Raw genomic sequence first — 17736 nt, 5'->3', positions numbered from 1 at the left:
GCGTCAGACCGCTCAGACAACCGCTCCAGGCGCCGCCAAGGCGGTCGCGAAGCCCACTGCAAAATCGGCGCTGACGCCGGCATTGAAACCCGCTGCGAAGCCCGCGGTGACGCCCGCTTTAAAGCCGGCCGCAAAATCTGCTGTGCCCACCGCTTTGAAGCCCGCGGTCAAAATGACTGTGAAGCCGGCGAACCAGACGCCGCTCAAGCAGGCAGCCATACTGGCAAACCGCCCATCGTCTGCACCCGTCGGTTCCCCAGCACGGCCGAATAGCAAACCTGCCGAACGCAGCGCGGTGCCGAACGTGCCGTTGAACGGCTCGCTCGCGCTCACCTCGGAACGGGTTCGCGAACGGATGGTCGAACGCCTGCGGGCAAACGGCATCACCGATCAGCGTGTGATTCACGCCATGTCGGTAGTGCCGCGCCATATGTTCGTCGATCCGGGTCTCGCGACCCAGGCTTACGAGGATGCGGCGCTGCCGATCGGCCATCACCAGACGATCTCAAAACCTTCCGTGGTGGCACGGATGATTGAACTGGCTGCGGTGGGCCGGCCGCTCGCTAACGTGCTGGAAATCGGCACGGGCTGCGGTTATCAGGCAGCCGTGTTAAGCCAGGTCGCACGCGACGTTTATTCGATTGAACGCATCAAACCGCTTTACGAACGCGCCAAGACCAACCTGCGTCCGCTGCGCATTCCGAACATCCGTCTGCACTACGGCGACGGCCGGCTCGGTCTGCCCTCGGTCGCACCGTTCGACGCAATCGTGATCGCCGCTGCTGGACTCGACGTGCCGCAGGCGTTGCTCGAGCAACTCGCCATTGGCGGGCGCCTCGTCGCGCCAGTCGGCGCGCAGGACGGTCAGACTCAGGTGCTCACGCTCGTGGAACGTACCGGCCCCGCGCAATGGCGCGAGTCGCGGCTTGATCGCGTTTTCTTTGTACCCTTAAAATCCGGAGTGATCTGAAACCGATGACCATGAGCAAGTTGCGCGTGATACCAAGAACCAGCCTTAATGTCCCTCTGACCGCAGCCCAGCGTAGCGTGTGCGTGGTCGCACTCTCCTTGTTGACGGCCTGTGCGACACGGCTCGATAACGCGCCGGTCGTCGACAAATCCGGCACCCTTAGCACCCAGAGTTCCCAGGCCATTCCGGGACAACCGCTGCCGCCGGTCCCGCTCGGGCCGCCGCCTCCGGGTTATTACCGGGTGAAGCCGGGCGACACGCTGTACCGGATCGCGCTTGAGAACGGCCAGAACTATCGCGACATCGCGACCTGGAACAACCTGACTAACCCGAACCAGATCGAGGTCGATCAATTGCTGCGCGTGGCGCCGCCGGGTGCAAACGTCGCGGCCATCACGCCGGGCGTGGCCACCTCGCCGATCGCCGGCGGTGGCGTGCAGACTGCACCGCTCGCGAGCCCGGGTGCACCGGTTGCGGGCACCGCTGGTGGTGTCGTCGGCGGTATCGCATCGGCGCCGCCGGTTTATGGTTCGGCGTCCAACGCCGCCACAATCCCGCCGCAAACCGCCGCGAGCGATACCGGCGCCGCAGCAGCCAGCAATATCGCGTTTGCGTGGCCGGTGCGCGGTCCAATTCTTGGCACCTTTGACGACTCCAGCAACAAGGGCGTCAATATCGGCGGGGCTGCCGGCGATCCGGTGAAAGCCGCTGCCGATGGACGTGTGGTTTACGCTGGAAATGGGCTGCGCGGTTACGGCAATCTCATTATCATCAAACATGATGCAACTTTTCTGACGGCTTATGCACACAACCGCGCTTTGATGGTAAAAGAGGGGGACGCGGTGACCAAGGGGCAGAAGATCGCCGAAATGGGCAATAGCGATTCGGACCGTGTGATGTTGCATTTCGAAGTTCGCCGGCAGGGCAAACCTGTCGACCCACTGAAGTATTTGCCGCCGCAATAAGCGATACGACCATGCCGAAACCGAAGCGCCGCCCGCCGCAAGCCGAATCTGAGAACATCAGTCGCGCCACGCATGTTACGGTGGAGGACGGTGGTGCTTCGGAGGTCGAGGACGATAACGTCGAAGACCTTGACGGTGCACGGGACTCTGACGAGCGTCAAAACGGTGCAGAAGAGTCCGGCGACGCGCGCGAGAGCGCAAACGATAGCGCGCCCGACGCCGACGATTTTCGCGCGTTGCTGCAGGCCGAACTGACAGCTGACACGATTCAGCATTACCTGAACCGAATCAGCGTCAAGCCGCTTTTGACTGTTGAAGAAGAGCAGCGTTACTCGCGTCTGGCCAAGGCTGGCGAATTCGAGGCGCGTCAGGTAATGATCGAGCGCAATCTGCGACTCGTCGTCAGTATCGCCAAAGGGTATCTGAATCGCGGTGTGCCGCTGCTCGATCTGATCGAAGAGGGCAACCTCGGCCTGATGCACGCAATCGAAAAGTTCGACCCGACCCGCGGTTTTCGCTTCTCCACTTATGCGACGTGGTGGATTCGGCAGAGTATCGAGCGCGCCATCATGAACCAGGCGCGCACCGTGCGTTTGCCGGTGCACGTGATCCGCGAGTTGAACCAGGTGCTGCGCGCGAAGCGCCATCTGGAAAAGAATTCGATGAATTCGGGTGAAGCGGCCGATCGCCGCGACGCCAGCATTGACGACATCGCCTATCTGACCGGTAAAACGACCGACGAAGTCACCGACATCCTCGCGCTGAACGAGCACACAGCGTCTCTGGATGCACCGCTCGATCTGGATCCGGCGAGCAGTCTGCTTGATCTGCTGTCGGACGACCAGAGTCAGTCGCCCGATGCCGAAGTGCAACACCGCGAACTGGAAACGCTGACGCGCGCGTGGCTTGCACGCCTGTCGGACAAGCACCGTCACGTGATCGAGCGCCGTTTCGGTCTCAATCATATCGAGCCGGCCACGCTTGAAGAGCTGGCCGATGAAATGGGCCTCACGCGCGAGCGTGTGCGCCAGATCCAGCAGGAAGCGCTGGTACGGCTGAAGCGCTTCTTTGCATCCAACGGTGTACGCAAGGACGCCGTTTTATAACCCAATGACACCGATTCTTGTTTTCGACATCGAGACGATTCCCGATGTCGCCGGCATTCGCCGCCTCGAAGATCTCCCTGCCACGTTAAGCGACGCCGAAGTCGCCGAGCACGCGTTCGCCGCGCGCCGCGAAAAGACTGGCAGCGATTTTTTACCGCACCACCTGCAACGGATTGCCGCCATCTCCTGCGTGTTTCGCGACAACACCGGGTTTCGCGTGCGCTCGCTCGGTACGCCGGAGGACGGTGAAGCGGCGCTCGTGCAGTCGTTCTACCGGGTGATCGAGAAGTACACGCCGCAACTGGTGTCGTGGAACGGCGGCGGCTTCGATTTGCCGGTGCTGAACTACCGGGCGCTGGTCAACGGCATTCCGGCCAGCCGCTTCTGGGACCTGGGCGAGGACGACCGCGAGTTCAAGTGGAACAACTACATCAGCCGTTACCATGCGCGCCATACTGACCTGATGGACGTGCTGGCCATGTATCAAACTCGCGCGAACGCGCCACTCGACGCACTCGCGAAACTGTGCGGCTTTCCAGGCAAGCTGGGGATGGATGGCGGCCAGGTGTGGCACGCGTTCCGGGACGGCCGCATCGAAGAAATTCGCAATTATTGCGAGACGGACGTCGTCAACACCTACTTGCTGTATTGCCGCTTCCAGTTGATGCGCGGCGGCTTCTCGGCAGAAGAGTATGCGGACGAAATCGCCCTCGTCAAAAATTCGCTCGCGCAAGAGCAGGCAGCGCATTGGGCTGAGTATCTGGCCGCGTTCGATCAGTGATCGTTTGTGGCTCAGCAGCGCCACAGGGGCTCACGGTGACCCACAGCGGCTTACCGTGGCTCACAGCAGCTGACGCAGCGTATGAAGAAGGCGGCCTAACGAAGGCCGCCTGACGAGGCCCACTGGGGCATCCGTCCGCGCGTTTCGTCAAATCGCCGCCGCCGGATGCGCTTCGTCTACAATCTCGCCTTCCCCCCACACAGTCTGTCAGGAAGCCGCAGGTGTCTCAGATCGACCCAGATCGCGCACAAGATCGCGCCCCAAATCGTGCCAAGGGGCGCTCCTCCAATCGCAAGTCGAACCGTTCGTCGCGCGGCAAGAGAAAAGCGTCCGTCGAACCGAGGGCTTCCACTGCGCCTGTCGTTGCGCCGGTTCTGGAGGTCGCATCGCTCGACATGGAAGCGCGCGGCGTGGGCCGTACCGTCAACGAGGACGGCACGCCGGGCAAGGTGATCTTCGTTGAGGGCGCATTGCCTGGCGAACGCGTCACCTATGCGAGCTACCGTAGAAAACCGAGTTTCGAGCAGGCCGAGATGGTCGAGGTGTTGCGCGAAAGCGTGATGCGCACCAAGCCGCAGTGTCAGTACTTCGGCACTTGCGGCGGCTGTTCGATGCAGCATCTGGACGTGCGCGCGCAGATCGCCGTCAAGCAGCGCGTGCTCGAAGACAACCTCGTCCATCTGGCGAAGCTGCGTCCTGAGACCGTATTCCGTCCGATCCACGGCCCCTCCTGGGGTTATCGCTACCGGGCGCGGCTCACCGTGCGACTCGTAGCGAAGACGGGCGGCATACTGGTCGGTTTCCACGAGCGCAAAAGCGGTTTCATTGTCGACATGACGAGTTGCGAGGTGCTGCCGCCGCATATGTCGGCGATGCTGGTGCCGCTGCGTCGGCTGGTCGAGGGCCTGTCGATTTGCGCGCGCGTGCCGCAGATCGAAGTCGCGGTGGGTGCGTCCGTAACGGCGCTGGTGCTGCGCATCCTGGAACCGACCAGGGCTGCCGACGAGCAATTGCTGCGCGAATTCGCGGATCAGCACAACGTCCAGTTCTGGTTGCAGCCGAAGGGGCCTGAAACCGTCACGCCGTTTTATCCGCTCGACGCGCGCCTCGACTACACGCTGCCGGAATACGACATCCGCATGCCGTTCAAGCCGACCGACTTTACCCAGGTGAACCACCAGATCAACCGCGTACTGGTGGCCCGGGCGTTGCGTCTGCTGGCGCCGTCGCGTACCGATCGCGTCCTCGACCTCTTTTGCGGGATTGGCAATTTCACGCTGCCGCTCGCGCGGATTTCGAGGGAAGTGGTGGGCATCGAAGGCAGCGAGGTATTAACCACGCGTGCGCTCGCCAACGCCGAAGAAAATGGGGTGGCCGGCCATACGTCATTCGCCTGCCGCAACCTTTTCGAAGTGACCGCGGATGATATGCGCGCCCTCGGCCACTTCGACAAGTTCCTCGTCGATCCACCGCGCGAAGGAGCGCTGGCGGTGTCGAAAGCGCTGGCCGAGATCGCGCAGAGCGGCAAGGGTCCGCTGCCCAAACGCATCGTCTATGTCTCCTGCAATCCGGCGACGCTCGCGCGCGATGCCGATCTGCTGGTGCACGAGGCAGGCTACCGTCTGAAGGGCGCGGGCGTGGTCAACATGTTCCCGCACACGTCTCACGTGGAATCAATCGCGCTGTTTGAGCGTGACTAAACGAGAGCGGTTAACTGAGAGCCGCTAGATAAGCAGGACTGAGTGGGTCGAGTGCGGGGCGTGGCGTGCTAACGCCTCGGCCACCCTGCGCACCACCACTCGCCTCCATCGCGCCAGCCAAAAAAAACGCCACGACTTTGCAGTTGTGGCGTTTTTGTTTATGAGCGCTGCGATGGATCAGGCAGCGCGTCATTCCAACGTGGTCAGGCCTAGAACTGCCACCACGATTTTTCCGTACCCGGTCGCGCGCGACCCGTGATGTACGGGCTGTCCGGGAACGTGCCGGCTAGCACACGCTTCGTGTCGTCGGCCAATTGCGGCTGGTTCAGCTTCTCATACGACAGCATCATAATATGCAGCGCGTCTTCGATTGCCGGTGCATTCCGGTAATCCTTGATGGCGAGCTGCGCGCGGTTGATGGCAGCCACGTAGGCGCCACGGCGGTAGTAGTAATCCGCCGCATGGACTTCGTGCGAAGCCAGCGCGTTGACGATGTAGCGTTGGCGCGCGGCGGCGTCCGGTGCGTACTTGCTGTTCGGATACTTGTCGACCACCACCTTGAACGCGTCATACGCTTCGCGCAGCGACTTCGGATCACGCTCGCTCATGTCCTGGCCGGAGAAGCGGCCGAGCAGTCCGAGGTCGTCGTTGAAGTTGATCATGCCCTTCAGGTAGTACGCGTAAGCGATGTCCGGGTGATCCGGATGCAACTGGATGAAGCGGTCGATAGCCTGGTTGGCGGCGTCATTCTCGCTATCTTTCCAGTTACAGTAGGCAACGTTGATCTGCGCCTGTTGAGCGTAGTGGCCGAACGGATCGCGGCCCTCAAGCATTTCGAAATATTTCGCGCACTTGCTCCAGTCGCCAGCGGACAGAGAGTCCTGCGCCTCCGTATATAATTTGTTGTTGGCCCAGGTTGCCGTTTCATCGGTTTTTTCCGGCAGGCCGTGGCAGGCCGCCACAATGGCGATGGCCGCCGCACAGGCGAAATATCTAGCCACTTTCCCGGCCGTCTTTCGCGCCGCGGACTTCAGGGCTGCCGTCTTAAGGGCCGCTTTGATAATGGTATTCAAGGCTCGCATTTTCCAGTCTAGCTTTACGTCCAGGTGACCCAGACTCAATGACCCGTTCAAATAATCCGGTTTCCTCAACTGGTACCCGGAATAGCAACAAAGATTATAGCCCAAGCGCTGACCCCGCCGACGCGTTGGGTAGTGATTCGTTAGATGACGATCTCGACAGCGAGGCCGTTGTGCCTCAGGAAGCGCCGGTCGGCGTGCCGACCGTTGCCAGCAAGGCCGTGGACAATTCGCCCCGGATCGTCAGCGTGCCCGACGATCTGGCCGGCGAGCGGCTCGACAAGGTGCTCGCCAAGGTTTTTCCGGAGTTCTCGCGCAACCGGCTGCAAAGCTGGATCGAAGCCGAGCGGGTGCGGGTGGATGGCGCCCCGGCCAAGATCCGCCAGCCGGTGCCGCTTGGCGCGACGATCGAACTCGTGCCCGACCTGCTGCCCGAGCAGCTTGCCTTCACACCCGAGCCGGTGCCGCTCGAGATCGTCTACGAAGACGACACCCTGGTGGTGATCAACAAGCCGGCCGGCATGGTGGTGCATCCGGCGGCCGGCAACTGGAGCGGCACGGTGCTCAACGGGCTCCTGCATCGCTATGGCGAGGCGGCGGCCGGCTTGCCGCGCGCTGGCATCGTGCACCGCCTCGACAAAGAAACCTCCGGGCTGATGGTGGTCGCCCGCACGCTTGAGGCGCAGACCGATCTCGTGCGGCAATTGCAGGCCCGTACCGTCAAGCGCCGGTATCTCGCGCTGGTGTGGGGCAACATGCCCGATGAGGGCACCATCGACGCACCCATCGGCCGCGATCCGCGCGAACGGACCCGCATGGCGGTGGTCAAGAGCGCCTCGGGCAAGCCCGCGCGCACGCATTTTCGCCGCGTCGATTCGGCGATCTGGCAACGCCAGCCCGTCTCAGCAATCCACTGCGACCTGGAGACCGGGCGCACCCACCAGATTCGCGTCCATTGCGCCCATATCGGTCACCCGTTGCTGGGCGACCCGGTGTATGGCCGGGCACGCGGCAAGCGCTCGGTTACGCCGCTGCCCGACGGTTTCGCGCGCCAGGCGCTGCATGCGTGGCGTCTCGGCCTGATTCATCCGCAGACGGGCCGTGAGATGCAATGGCGCGCCGAGGTGCCGGACGACATGGCGGCCCTCTCGGCGGCGCTCGGGTTAGGTCGCGACGAGGCAGGCGAGTTCGACGAGGCATATTACGAAGACGAGGAAGCGGAAGGTTACGAACTCGACGACGACGATGCGCTCGACGCAGATGATGATGATCAGGAAGACGATGGCGCCGACGAGCACGACCCCGACGAGGACGAGCGCGCATGAGCCTGCCTGAGTTGACCCCTGGCGACGTGTTACAACCTGCGTGGCGCGTCTCGCCACGCGTGCGTGCGATCGTCAGCACGCGCAATGGCGGTGTGAGCCTGCCGCCGTTTGGCCGCTGGCAGGCGGGCGTGGATCAGCCGGGCGGTCTGAATCTCGGCTTTCTGTCCGGCGACGATCCGGACAGCGTAGTGCAGAACCGCGCGCGGCTGATGGCGTTCACTGGCGTCTCAAACGCGGCCTGGCTGAAGCAGGTTCACGGCGCTGAAGTGGTCGATGCGAGCGACGTGCTGGCCAAAGCGCGTGGGGGCGCCTCAGTCGTCGAGGCAGACGCTTGCGTGACCAGCGAGGCCGGCACCATCTGCGTGGTGATGATCGCGGACTGCATGCCGGTGCTGCTGTGTGATGCCGCCGGTCGCGCGGTGGGCGCGGCGCATGCCGGATGGCGCGGACTTGCCGCGGGCGTCATCGAGAAGACGGCGCAACGCGTAGCGGAACTGGCAGGCACGTCGGCGGACTCGCTGCATGCGTACCTCGGACCGTCAATCGGACCGGACGCGTTCGAGGTCGGGGCAGACGTGCGTGACGCCTTCATGAATCGCGTTGACGGTGTTGAAGTCGCACAACGGCAAGCCACCGCGGACGCATTTATCCCGCGCGAGGATGCACCCGGTAAATATCTCGCCAATCTGCCGGCACTTGCTCGCCTGCGTTTGCAGGGTATTGGCGTGACCCAGATTAGTGGCGGCGATGCATGCACGGTCACTCAACGCGAACGTTTTTATTCATATCGGCGCGATCGCGTCACAGGCCGTATGGCCGCGATGATCTGGCTGGCCGATTAAACTGATCTGAATTCGCCAGGGTCAACACGTAGTCCTGGGCGGCAGCCCCGTCGCACGGGGCTTATCAGGGTTTGTTCGGGGGCGGGGCAGGTATTTTTGTTGCAGCGCCAAAACGCGCGCTTCGGGCGCCTGGCTGATTCGAAAATCGGCGCCATTAGAAGCCTTAAATACGAAAAAAGCCTCTGTAATTATAGGCCTTTTACATTTTGCTGATTTCGTTCAGGGCGCGCGCAATAACGCCGTGAAATACATGGGGAAAACGATAATTAAAAAAATATCGCACTGCGGCAAAATCGGGAACAAGCATTGACATGCCTCGCGATGGGGAGCAAGAATGTTCCTCACCCATGGGCAGGGCGTGACGAGGTCGCGAGCAATCGCCCACGCGCGTCAGAAGCCTGCCTCTCAACCGTCCGCGAGGACTCACCGGTCAAAAGCAGGTATGGCAGCATCACAACACTCCTCCACCTCCTCAAGCACGGACTCCTCGACGGAGCGTTCCCAGCAGCAAACCGGCCCCGCCGGAGCGCAGCAGTTATTCGACGCCTGGATGAATGCGTGGCGCTCGCTCGGCGTGCCGGGCGCGGGCAATGGCACGCCTTTCGCCATGCCGCAGATGCCGGCCATGCCAGCCATGCCCGACTTTGCCAACGCCGCTGCAGCCATGTCGCCGTTCGCCGGGTTCAAGCTGCCCACGGCCGCGATCCCCTCTGAACGGTTGCAGAAACTGCAGAGCGATTATTCGCGTGAAGCGCTGGCGCTGTTACAGCAATCTTCGGATGGCTCGCCGAAGCTGCCTGAACTCAAGGACCGTCGTTTCAGCGCGGAGGCATGGACCTCTGCGCCGGGCTATGCGTTTACCGCTGCCTGGTATCTGCTGAACGCCCGTTATCTGCAGGAACTGGTTGACGCGCTCGACACCGAGCCCAAGATTCGCGAGCGGATACGTTTCGCCGTCCAGCAGTGGACGGCGGCGACCTCGCCGAGCAACTTCTTCGCGCTGAATCCCGAGGCGCAGAAGACCTTGCTGGAAAGCCGCGGCGAGAGCCTGCGTCAGGGAGTGACGAACCTGCTGAGCGATCTGCAGCGTGGCAAGATTTCGCAGACTGACGAGTCACGCTTCGTGGTCGGCAAGAATCTCGCAACGACTGAAGGCTCGATCGTCTTCGAAAACGATCTGATCCAGTTGATCCAGTACAAACCGCGCACGGCGACCGTGCGCGAGCGGCCGCTGCTGATCGTGCCACCTTGCATCAACAAGTACTACATCCTCGATCTGCAACCGGAGAATTCGCTGGTCGCACATGGCCTCGAGTCCGGTCACCAGGTGTTCCTGATTTCGTGGCGCAATGCCGATGCATCGGTCGCTCACAAGACGTGGGACGACTATACCGACGAAGGCGTCCTGACGGCGATCGACACCGTGCGGAAGATCAGTGGACGCGAGCAGATCAACACGCTGGGTTTTTGCGTAGGCGGCACGATGCTCGCCACCGCGCTCGCCGTCGCAGCGGCGCGCGGCGAACACCCGGCCGCCTCGATGACGCTGCTCACTGCCATGCTCGATTTCTCGGACACGGGCGTGCTCGACGTGTTCGTCGACGAGGCCCATGTGCAGATGCGCGAGCAGACTATCGGCGGCAAGAACGGCACGCCTGCGGGCCTGATGCGCGGCGTCGAATTTGCCAATGCGTTCTCGTTCCTGCGCCCGAACGATCTGGTGTGGAACTATGTCGTCGATAACTATCTAAAGGGTCGCACGCCGACGCCGTTCGACCTGCTGTACTGGAACAGCGATTCGACCAGTCTGCCCGGTCCAATGTACGTGTGGTACCTGCGCAATACCTATCTCGAGAACCGCCTGCGCGAGCCGAATGCGCTGACCGTGTGCGGCGAAAAGGTGGACCTGTCGCTGGTCGACGTGCCGACCTTCATCTACGGTTCGCGCGAGGATCACATCGTGCCGTGGCATACGGCGTATGCATCGGTGCCGTTGCTCAGCGGCCCGATCGAATTCGTGCTCGGCGCGTCGGGGCATATTGCCGGTGTGATCAATCCGCCGGCCAAGAACAAGCGCAACTACTGGGTACTCCAGGGCGAAGACAGGCAGCTGCCGAAAAGTCCGGACGACTGGCTTGGCGAAGCCACCGAAGTGCCCGGCAGCTGGTGGCCCGAATGGACCCGCTGGCTCGATCAGGTCGGCGGCAAGAAGGTCAAGCCGCGTGCTCAAGCCGGCTCTGCGGACTTTCCCGTGATCGAGGCCGCGCCAGGTCGCTACGTCTTGCAGCGCGAATAACGCGAATATCGCGAATAACAGGTGTCGCGACACTGAGCAGGTGTATGGATGTTTAACTTGAGAGTTGGCGGAGCGGCTGGCCGCGAAGTCCGGAGGAAATTGAAATGACTGATGTAGTGATCGTATCGGCCGCGCGTACGGCAGTGGGCAAATTTGGTGGGTCGCTGGCGAAAACCGCCGCACCCGAACTTGGCGCCATCGTGATTCGTGCCGCGCTTGAACGCGCGGGCGTGAAACCCGATCAGGTCAGTGAAGTCATCATGGGGCAGGTGTTGACGGCCGGCTCGGGTCAGAACCCGGCGCGTCAGGCACTGATCAAGGCGGGTCTACCGATGGCGGTGCCCGGCATGACGATCAACAAGGTCTGCGGCTCGGGTCTGAAAGCCGTGATGCTGGCGGCCAACGCGATCATCGCGGGCGACGCGGATATCGTCGTGGCAGGCGGTCAGGAAAACATGAGCGCCGCGCCGCACGTGCTGCCGGGTTCGCGTGACGGCTTCCGTATGGGCGACGCCAAGCTGATCGACAGCATGATCGTGGATGGCCTGTGGGACGTGTACAACCAGTATCACATGGGCGTGACTGCGGAAAACGTTGCGAAGGAATACGGCATTACGCGTGAACAGCAGGACGCGTTTGCTGCGCTGTCGCAGAACAAGGCGGAGGCCGCGCAGAAGTCGGGGCGTTTTAACGACGAAATCGTGCCGGTCGAAATTCCGCAACGCAAGGGCGAGCCGCTGCGCTTTACCACTGACGAATTCGTGCGTCATGGCGTGACCGCAGAGTCGCTGGCAGGTTTGAAGCCGGCCTTCTCGAAGGAAGGCACGGTGACGGCAGCCAACGCGTCGGGCCTGAACGACGGCGCTGCCGCGTTTGTGGTGATGTCGGCGAAGAAGGCCGAGGCGCTGGGTCTCACGCCGCTCGCGCGCATCAAGGCCTACGCCAACGCCGGCGTCGATCCGAAGGTAATGGGCATGGGCCCGGTGCCGGCCTCGCGTCGCTGCCTGGAACGTGCAGGCTGGACACCCGCGGATCTCGACCTGATGGAAATCAACGAAGCCTTCGCCGCTCAGGCGCTGGCCGTGCATCAGCAAATGGGCTGGGACACGTCGAAGGTCAACGTGAACGGCGGGGCAATTGCGATCGGCCATCCGATCGGCGCGTCCGGCGCCCGGATTCTCGTCACGTTGCTGTATGAAATGCAGAAGCGCGATGCAAAGAAGGGTTTGGCCTCGCTGTGTATTGGCGGTGGCATGGGCGTGGCGCTCGCAGTCGAGCGCGCCTGATAGAAGTCTTGCCGCGCGCGGTGTTCTCCTTCAGGGGGAATACAGCGCGGCGAGTGGTAAGTGGCGTGTGGTGCCTCGCCGGCCGGTCGCCCGGCGGCAGCGGAGATAAAGCAGTAAAGGCGAGGATAGAGGTGGCCGGTCGGCGCCTCGGAATAACGATAATGGAGTGTGGTTTATGGCACAGCGAATTGCGTATGTAACGGGCGGGATGGGCGGAATCGGCACGAGCATCTGCCAGCGACTTCACAAGGAAGGCTTCAAGGTCGTCGCCGGCTGTGGCCCGAACTCCCCGCGCCGCGTCAAGTGGCTCGAAGAGCAAAAGACGCTCGGCTTCGACTTCATCGCCTCGGAAGGCAATGTCGGCGACTGGGATTCGACCAAGGCCGCGTTCGAAAAGGTGAAAGCCGAAGTCGGCGAGATCGATGTGCTGGTGAACAATGCCGGTATCACGCGCGACGTCGTGTTCCGCAAGATGACTCATGAAGACTGGACGGCGGTGATCGACACCAACCTGACGAGCCTGTTCAACGTCACCAAGCAGGTGATCGATGGCATGGTCGAGCGGGGCTGGGGCCGAGTCATCAACATCTCGTCGGTGAACGGCCAGAAGGGCCAGTTCGGGCAAACCAACTATTCGACCGCCAAGGCCGGCATTCACGGCTTTTCGATGTCACTGGCCCAGGAAGTGGCAACCAAGGGCGTGACGGTCAACACGGTTTCGCCGGGCTACATCGGCACAGATATGGTCAAGTCGATTCGCCCTGACGTGCTGGAAAAGATCGTCGCGACGATTCCGGTGCGCCGCCTCGGCCATCCGGATGAAATCGGTTCGATCGTGGCGTGGCTCGCGTCGGACGAATCGGGCTTTTCCACGGGAGCCGATTTCTCGCTGAACGGCGGTCTGCATATGGGCTGATCCGTGTCGCGCCCCGCGGCAAAGGGGGCGCTTCATGGTTCAGGTGTTTCCGGCGGCGTCTCGCCCGTGCAATCGAAGGCCCGATTGCGCGTGCGACAGGACGCCGTTTCTGCGCTTCAATGGCGCTCAAAGGCGTTAAATGACCACTACTACAAAGAAAACTGCCGAACGACTCATCAAGAAATATCCGAACCGTCGGCTTTATGACACCGAGACCAGCACGTACATCACGCTGACGGACGTCAAACAGCTCGTATTGGATCAGGAAGATTTCAAGGTCATCGATGCGAAGAGCAACGAGGATCTGACGCGCGCCATTCTGTTGCAGATCATTCTGGAAGAAGAGAGCGGCGGCCTGCCGATGTTTTCGTCGTCGATGCTCTCGCAGATCATCCGTTTTTACGGACACGCGATGCAGGGGATGATGGGCACGTATCTGGAGAAGAACATCCAGGCGTTCATCGACATTCAGGCCAAGCTCGCCGACCAGTCGAAGAACCTGTATGAAGGCAAGGCCATGAATCCCGAGGTCTGGTCACAGTTCATGAACATGCAGGCGCCGATGATGCAGGGCATGATGACCAGCTATATCGAGCAGTCGAAGAACATGTTCGTGCAGATGCAGGAGCAGATGCAGAACCAGGCGAAGAACATGTTCAGCACGTTCCCGTTCACGCCGGCCAATCCGCAGACGCCGGCCAATCCGCAGACGCCGGCCAATCCGCAGACGAATCCGCAGACGGATCCGGAACCGGCGAAGAAGTAAGGATGTGACGTGGGGCGACGGTGAGTCCGTCGGAGCGCGGGATTGCGTTGGGCCGCCGACCTGGCTGAGGCACGGCGGCGCAGTACGGGGCGCAACCAAGTGGGGAAGTTCGGAATGTCGCCGGTGCGCTATGGCACGGCGTCAGGCTGGCGGCCCGGGCAGGCGAGATCGGCTCGGGGCGCGGTACAATGGCGGGTTGCGTGGCGGGGCGTACATCTGAGCGCCCCGCGCACGCTGTGCAGCGGCTTTTACGGCCGGTTGCCGCGCTTGAGCGCACCTGCCTGTCCTATCGTCGCCACTGTCATCGCTATTCTTCGCCGGATCTTTATCCTTATGTCGCAGACCACTTCCCCCGCCGTGCCGACGCCTTCGGCTCCTTTGCCGCTTGCACCGAAGGTCGGGTTCGTTTCCCTCGGCTGTCCGAAAGCCCTGGTCGACTCTGAGCAGATCATCACGCAACTGCGCGCCGAGGGTTACGAAATCTCCGGCACTTATGACGGCGCGGACCTGGTGGTCGTCAATACCTGCGGTTTCATCGACGAAGCCGTGCAGGAAAGTCTAGACGCCATTGGCGAAGCGCTCACCGAAAACGGTAAGGTGATCGTCACCGGCTGTCTGGGCGCGAAGAAGAGCGCGAGCGGTACGGGTCTGATCCAGGAAGTGCATCCGAAAGTGCTCGCCGTGACCGGCCCGCACGCACTAGGCGAAGTGATGCAGGCGGTGCATAACCACCTGCCGAAGCCGCACGATCCGTTCGTCGATCTGGTACCCGCTGCAGGCGTGAAACTCACGCCGCGCCATTACGCGTATCTGAAGATTTCTGAAGGCTGCAACCATCGCTGCACGTTCTGCATCATCCCGTCCATGCGCGGCGACCTGGTCTCGCGCGCGGTTGCGGAAGTCATGCTCGAAGCAGAAAACCTCTTCAAATCCGGCGTGAAAGAACTGCTGGTGATTTCGCAGGACACCAGCGCGTATGGTGTCGACGTGAAATATCGCACCGGTTTCTGGAACGGCAAGCCGATCAAGACTCGCATGACCGACCTCGTCGGCGCGCTCGGCGAACTCGCCGCGCAGTATGGCGCCTGGGTGCGTCTGCATTATGTGTATCCGTATCCGAGCGTCGACGAAGTGATTCCGATGATGGCGGAAGGCCCGTTCAAGGGTCACGTGCTGCCGTATCTCGACGTGCCGTTCCAGCACGCTCATCCCGAAGTCCTCAAACGCATGAAGCGCCCGGCCAACGCCGAGAAGGTGCTGGAGCGTGTGCGTGCGTGGCGCGAGATCTGCCCGGACCTGACGATTCGCAGCACTTTTATCGCCGGCTTCCCTGGTGAGACGGAAGAACAATTCGAGACGCTGCTCGACTTTATCCGCGAGGCGGAACTGGACCGTGTCGGCTGTTTTGCGTACTCGCCTGTCGAAGGCGCGAGCGCCAACGAACTCGAGGGCGCATTGCCCGACGAAGTGCGCGAAGCACGCCGCGCACGCTTTATGGAAGTGGCCGAAGAAGTCTCGGCGAAGCGTATCGCGCGCAAGGTCGGCAAGACGTTGAAGGTGCTGGTCGATGAAATCAATGTCGACGGCGGTATCGGCCGCACGGCCGCCGATGCACCGGAGATCGACGGGGTCGTGTATATCGCGCCGGCCACCAGGGCGTCGAAGCGCTATAAGGTTGGCGATTTCGTGTCGGTGAAGATCACGGGCGCCGACGGTCACGATCTGTGGGGCGAGGTTTAAATAATGACACTGCCGGTAGCCGAGACAACGACTCCGGCCATCCTCGCGCTTGGCGAGGCAATGGTCGAATTCAACCAGTCGGCCAAGGACCAGCCGAATTACCTCCAGGGATTCGGCGGCGACACGTCGAACTTCTGTGTCGCCGCTGCGCGCCAGGGGGCATCGAGCGGCTTCTTGTCGGCCGTGGGCAACGATCATTTTGGGCGCCTGCTGCTCGATCTGCTGGAGTGCGAATCGGTGGAGACCGCCTGGGTCAAGGTCGACAGCCAGGCGCCGACCGGCGTGTATTTTGTGTCGCATGGCCCCGATGGGCACCAGTTCGATTATCTGCGCGCGGGTTCTGCCGCGAGCCGCTACGCGCCGACCGATCTTCCGCTCAACGCGATCAAATCAGCCCGCGTCTTGCATCTGTCCGGCATCAGCCTCGCGATCAGCGTAAGCGCCTGCGACGCAGCGCTCGCCGCGATCACCCATGCCCGAGCGCACGGCGTGCAGGTGAGTTTCGACACCAATCTGCGGCTCAAGCTGTGGCCGCTGGCGCGTGCCCGCGCGGTGATGCTCGACGCCATCCGCCATACTGATATTTGCCTGCCGAGCTGGGAAGATGTCACCCAGTTGACTGGTCTTACTGGCCGTGACGAGATTGTCGATTTTCTGCTGGCGCTCGGGCCGCGCGTTGTTGCGCTCAAGCTCGGCAAGCAGGGCGCTTACGTCGCGACGCCGGATGAGCGCCACATGGTGCCCGCATATGTGGTGAATGCAGTGGACGCAACCGGCGCTGGCGATTGCTTCGGCGGGGCGTTTATCGCGCGTATCGTGGCGGGCGACGACCCATTCGTCGCGGCGCGTTATGCCAATGTGGCGGCGGCGCTGTCCACGCAAGGCTTTGGCGCGGTTGCGCCGATTCCCGACCGTGCCGCCGTCGAAAAGGTCCTGGCTGGTTGAAGGCGCTTTAGCGTTTGAGCCGCGTGGCCGTGCGGCTGCGCGCATACTGCACAGCGGGCCTGCATGCTGAACCAGACCTCCTGCGCGGCCCACTTGTAAGGCGGCCAGCAAGCGATGGCCAGCAAGCGATGCCAGCAAGCGATGCCAGCAAGCGATGCCAGCAAGCAATGGCCAGCAAGCACGACGTGGGCAGATTCATCGAGATTGCATTCAGAGCATGAGAGGAGCGAACCATGGAACGGGAAGTCGTAGTGGTCAGCGGTGTGCGTACGGCAATCGGCGATTTCGGCGGCAGCCTGAAGGACTTTTCGCCGACCGATCTCGGTGCGCGCGTTGTGCGCGAAGTGTTGTCACGCGCGCAAGTGGCGGGTGACGAAGTCGGTCACGTGGTGTTCGGCAATGTCGTCCACACCGAACCGAAGGACATGTATCTGGCCCGCGTCGCGGCACTGAACGGCGGCGTCGCGCAACACGCGCCTGCGCTAACGGTGAACCGGCTGTGCGGCTCGGGCCTGCAGGCCATCGTTTCCGCCGCGCAGGGCATTCTGCTCGGAGATGCGGATATCGCCATTGGCGGTGGCGCGGAGAACATGAGCCGTGCGCCCTACATCATGCCCGCTGCGCGCTTCGGCCAACGCATGGGCGACGCGCGGCTCGTCGACATGATGCTCGGCGCGCTGAACGATCCGTTCCAGAGCATTCACATGGGCGTGACGGCCGAGAACGTCGCGAAAAAATACGATATCTCTCGCGACGCGCAGGACGCCCTCGCGCTCGAATCCCATCGCCGCGCGGCCCACGCGATCTCCAGCGGTTATTTCAAGGAACAGATTCTGCCGATCACGCTGGCCTCGAAGAAAGGCGACGTCGTGTTCGAGCATGACGAACACGTGCGGATGAACCCGACCGCGGAAGACTTCTCAAAGCTTAAGCCCGTGTTCGCGAAGGAAAACGGCACGGTCACGGCGGGCAATGCGTCTGGGATCAACGACGCGGCCGCAGCCGTCGTGCTGATGGAG

General features: G+C 62.2%; 15 protein-coding genes. 14 read left to right on the top strand and 1 reads right to left on the bottom strand.

Translation table 11 applies throughout. The annotated features are described in order from the left end of the window. The 5 genes from WCA85_RS22655 to rlmD form a co-directional block, all read left to right on the top strand. A partial coding sequence (locus WCA85_RS22655) for a protein-L-isoaspartate(D-aspartate) O-methyltransferase (protein ID WP_424067096.1) occupies positions 1-970 on the top strand: 970 nt, incomplete at its 5' end. Between the two features lie 11 nt (positions 971-981). After that, positions 982-1935: a peptidoglycan DD-metalloendopeptidase family protein gene (locus WCA85_RS22650; protein ID WP_424067095.1), complete on the top strand. Its 954-nt coding sequence runs from the start codon at positions 982-984 to the stop codon at positions 1933-1935. Between the two features lie 11 nt (positions 1936-1946). Beyond that, positions 1947-3041, top strand: coding sequence for an RNA polymerase sigma factor RpoS (gene rpoS / locus WCA85_RS22645; protein ID WP_424067094.1), 1095 nt, complete (start codon positions 1947-1949; stop codon positions 3039-3041). Positions 3042-3045: 4 nt separating this feature from the next. Beyond that, a complete protein-coding gene (locus tag WCA85_RS22640; protein ID WP_424067093.1) occupies positions 3046-3822 on the top strand; it encodes a 3'-5' exonuclease in 777 nt (258 codons plus the stop codon). Between the two features lie 395 nt (positions 3823-4217). Then, positions 4218-5522 (top strand): 23S rRNA (uracil(1939)-C(5))-methyltransferase RlmD, encoded by a 1305-nt coding sequence (rlmD, locus tag WCA85_RS22635; protein ID WP_424067097.1) that lies wholly within the window; start codon positions 4218-4220, stop codon positions 5520-5522. Positions 5523-5731: 209 nt separating this feature from the next. Here the strand turns inward: rlmD and WCA85_RS22630 are convergent, their stop codons facing one another. Further along, positions 5732-6604, bottom strand: a complete 873-nt coding sequence (locus WCA85_RS22630) for an outer membrane protein assembly factor BamD (RefSeq protein WP_424067092.1) — start codon at positions 6602-6604, stop codon at positions 5732-5734. Positions 6605-6642: 38 nt separating this feature from the next. On the opposite strand from WCA85_RS22630, the gene WCA85_RS22625 reads away from it, so the two are divergent. From WCA85_RS22625 to WCA85_RS22585, 9 genes are all read left to right on the top strand, one after another. Next, a complete protein-coding gene (locus tag WCA85_RS22625) occupies positions 6643-7926 on the top strand; it encodes an RluA family pseudouridine synthase (protein ID WP_424067091.1) in 1284 nt (427 codons plus the stop codon). Continuing rightward, positions 7923-8768 (top strand): peptidoglycan editing factor PgeF, encoded by an 846-nt coding sequence (pgeF, locus tag WCA85_RS22620; RefSeq protein WP_424067090.1) that lies wholly within the window; start codon positions 7923-7925, stop codon positions 8766-8768. Before WCA85_RS22625 ends, pgeF begins: the two co-directional genes overlap by 4 nt. A 442-nt stretch (positions 8769-9210) precedes the next feature. Beyond that, positions 9211-11064: a PHA/PHB synthase family protein gene (locus tag WCA85_RS22615; RefSeq protein WP_424067089.1), complete on the top strand. Its 1854-nt coding sequence runs from the start codon at positions 9211-9213 to the stop codon at positions 11062-11064. A 104-nt stretch (positions 11065-11168) separates the two neighbouring features. Further along, positions 11169-12350, top strand: a complete 1182-nt coding sequence (locus WCA85_RS22610) for an acetyl-CoA C-acetyltransferase (protein WP_424067088.1) — start codon at positions 11169-11171, stop codon at positions 12348-12350. 175 nt (positions 12351-12525) lie between these two features. Next, positions 12526-13266 carry a 3-ketoacyl-ACP reductase gene (locus WCA85_RS22605; protein ID WP_424067087.1) on the top strand — a complete coding sequence of 247 codons (741 nt, stop codon included), beginning with the start codon at positions 12526-12528 and terminating at the stop codon, positions 13264-13266. 139 nt (positions 13267-13405) lie between these two features. Next, positions 13406-14032, top strand: coding sequence for a polyhydroxyalkanoate synthesis repressor PhaR (phaR, locus tag WCA85_RS22600; RefSeq protein WP_424067086.1), 627 nt, complete (start codon positions 13406-13408; stop codon positions 14030-14032). A 333-nt stretch (positions 14033-14365) separates the two neighbouring features. Then, positions 14366-15772 (top strand): 30S ribosomal protein S12 methylthiotransferase RimO, encoded by a 1407-nt coding sequence (rimO, locus tag WCA85_RS22595; RefSeq protein WP_424067085.1) that lies wholly within the window; start codon positions 14366-14368, stop codon positions 15770-15772. A 3-nt stretch (positions 15773-15775) separates the two neighbouring features. After that, positions 15776-16717, top strand: coding sequence for a sugar kinase (locus WCA85_RS22590; protein WP_424067084.1), 942 nt, complete (start codon positions 15776-15778; stop codon positions 16715-16717). A 233-nt stretch (positions 16718-16950) separates the two neighbouring features. Next, positions 16951-17736 (top strand): acetyl-CoA C-acyltransferase (locus WCA85_RS22585; protein WP_424067083.1); only part of this gene is annotated, 786 nt, incomplete at its 3' end.

Origin of the sequence: Paraburkholderia sp. (assembly GCF_049581445.1) — a bacterium.
GTDB lineage: Bacteria > Pseudomonadota > Gammaproteobacteria > Burkholderiales > Burkholderiaceae > Paraburkholderia.
This window is presented reverse-complemented; position numbering and strand designations above follow the sequence as displayed.

Coding starts and splice junctions, on each gene's coding strand:
- WCA85_RS22650 (WP_424067095.1), top strand. CDS start 982: ATGAGCAAGTTGCGCGTGATACCAAGAACCAGCCTTAATGTCCCTCTG.
- rpoS (WP_424067094.1), top strand. CDS start 1,947: ATGCCGAAACCGAAGCGCCGCCCGCCGCAAGCCGAATCTGAGAACATC.
- WCA85_RS22640 (WP_424067093.1), top strand. CDS start 3,046: ATGACACCGATTCTTGTTTTCGACATCGAGACGATTCCCGATGTCGCC.
- rlmD (WP_424067097.1), top strand. CDS start 4,218: ATGGAAGCGCGCGGCGTGGGCCGTACCGTCAACGAGGACGGCACGCCG.
- WCA85_RS22630 (WP_424067092.1), bottom strand. CDS start 6,604: ATGCGAGCCTTGAATACCATTATCAAAGCGGCCCTTAAGACGGCAGCC.
- WCA85_RS22625 (WP_424067091.1), top strand. CDS start 6,643: ATGACCCGTTCAAATAATCCGGTTTCCTCAACTGGTACCCGGAATAGC.
- pgeF (WP_424067090.1), top strand. CDS start 7,923: ATGAGCCTGCCTGAGTTGACCCCTGGCGACGTGTTACAACCTGCGTGG.
- WCA85_RS22615 (WP_424067089.1), top strand. CDS start 9,211: ATGGCAGCATCACAACACTCCTCCACCTCCTCAAGCACGGACTCCTCG.
- WCA85_RS22610 (WP_424067088.1), top strand. CDS start 11,169: ATGACTGATGTAGTGATCGTATCGGCCGCGCGTACGGCAGTGGGCAAA.
- WCA85_RS22605 (WP_424067087.1), top strand. CDS start 12,526: ATGGCACAGCGAATTGCGTATGTAACGGGCGGGATGGGCGGAATCGGC.
- phaR (WP_424067086.1), top strand. CDS start 13,406: ATGACCACTACTACAAAGAAAACTGCCGAACGACTCATCAAGAAATAT.
- rimO (WP_424067085.1), top strand. CDS start 14,366: ATGTCGCAGACCACTTCCCCCGCCGTGCCGACGCCTTCGGCTCCTTTG.
- WCA85_RS22590 (WP_424067084.1), top strand. CDS start 15,776: ATGACACTGCCGGTAGCCGAGACAACGACTCCGGCCATCCTCGCGCTT.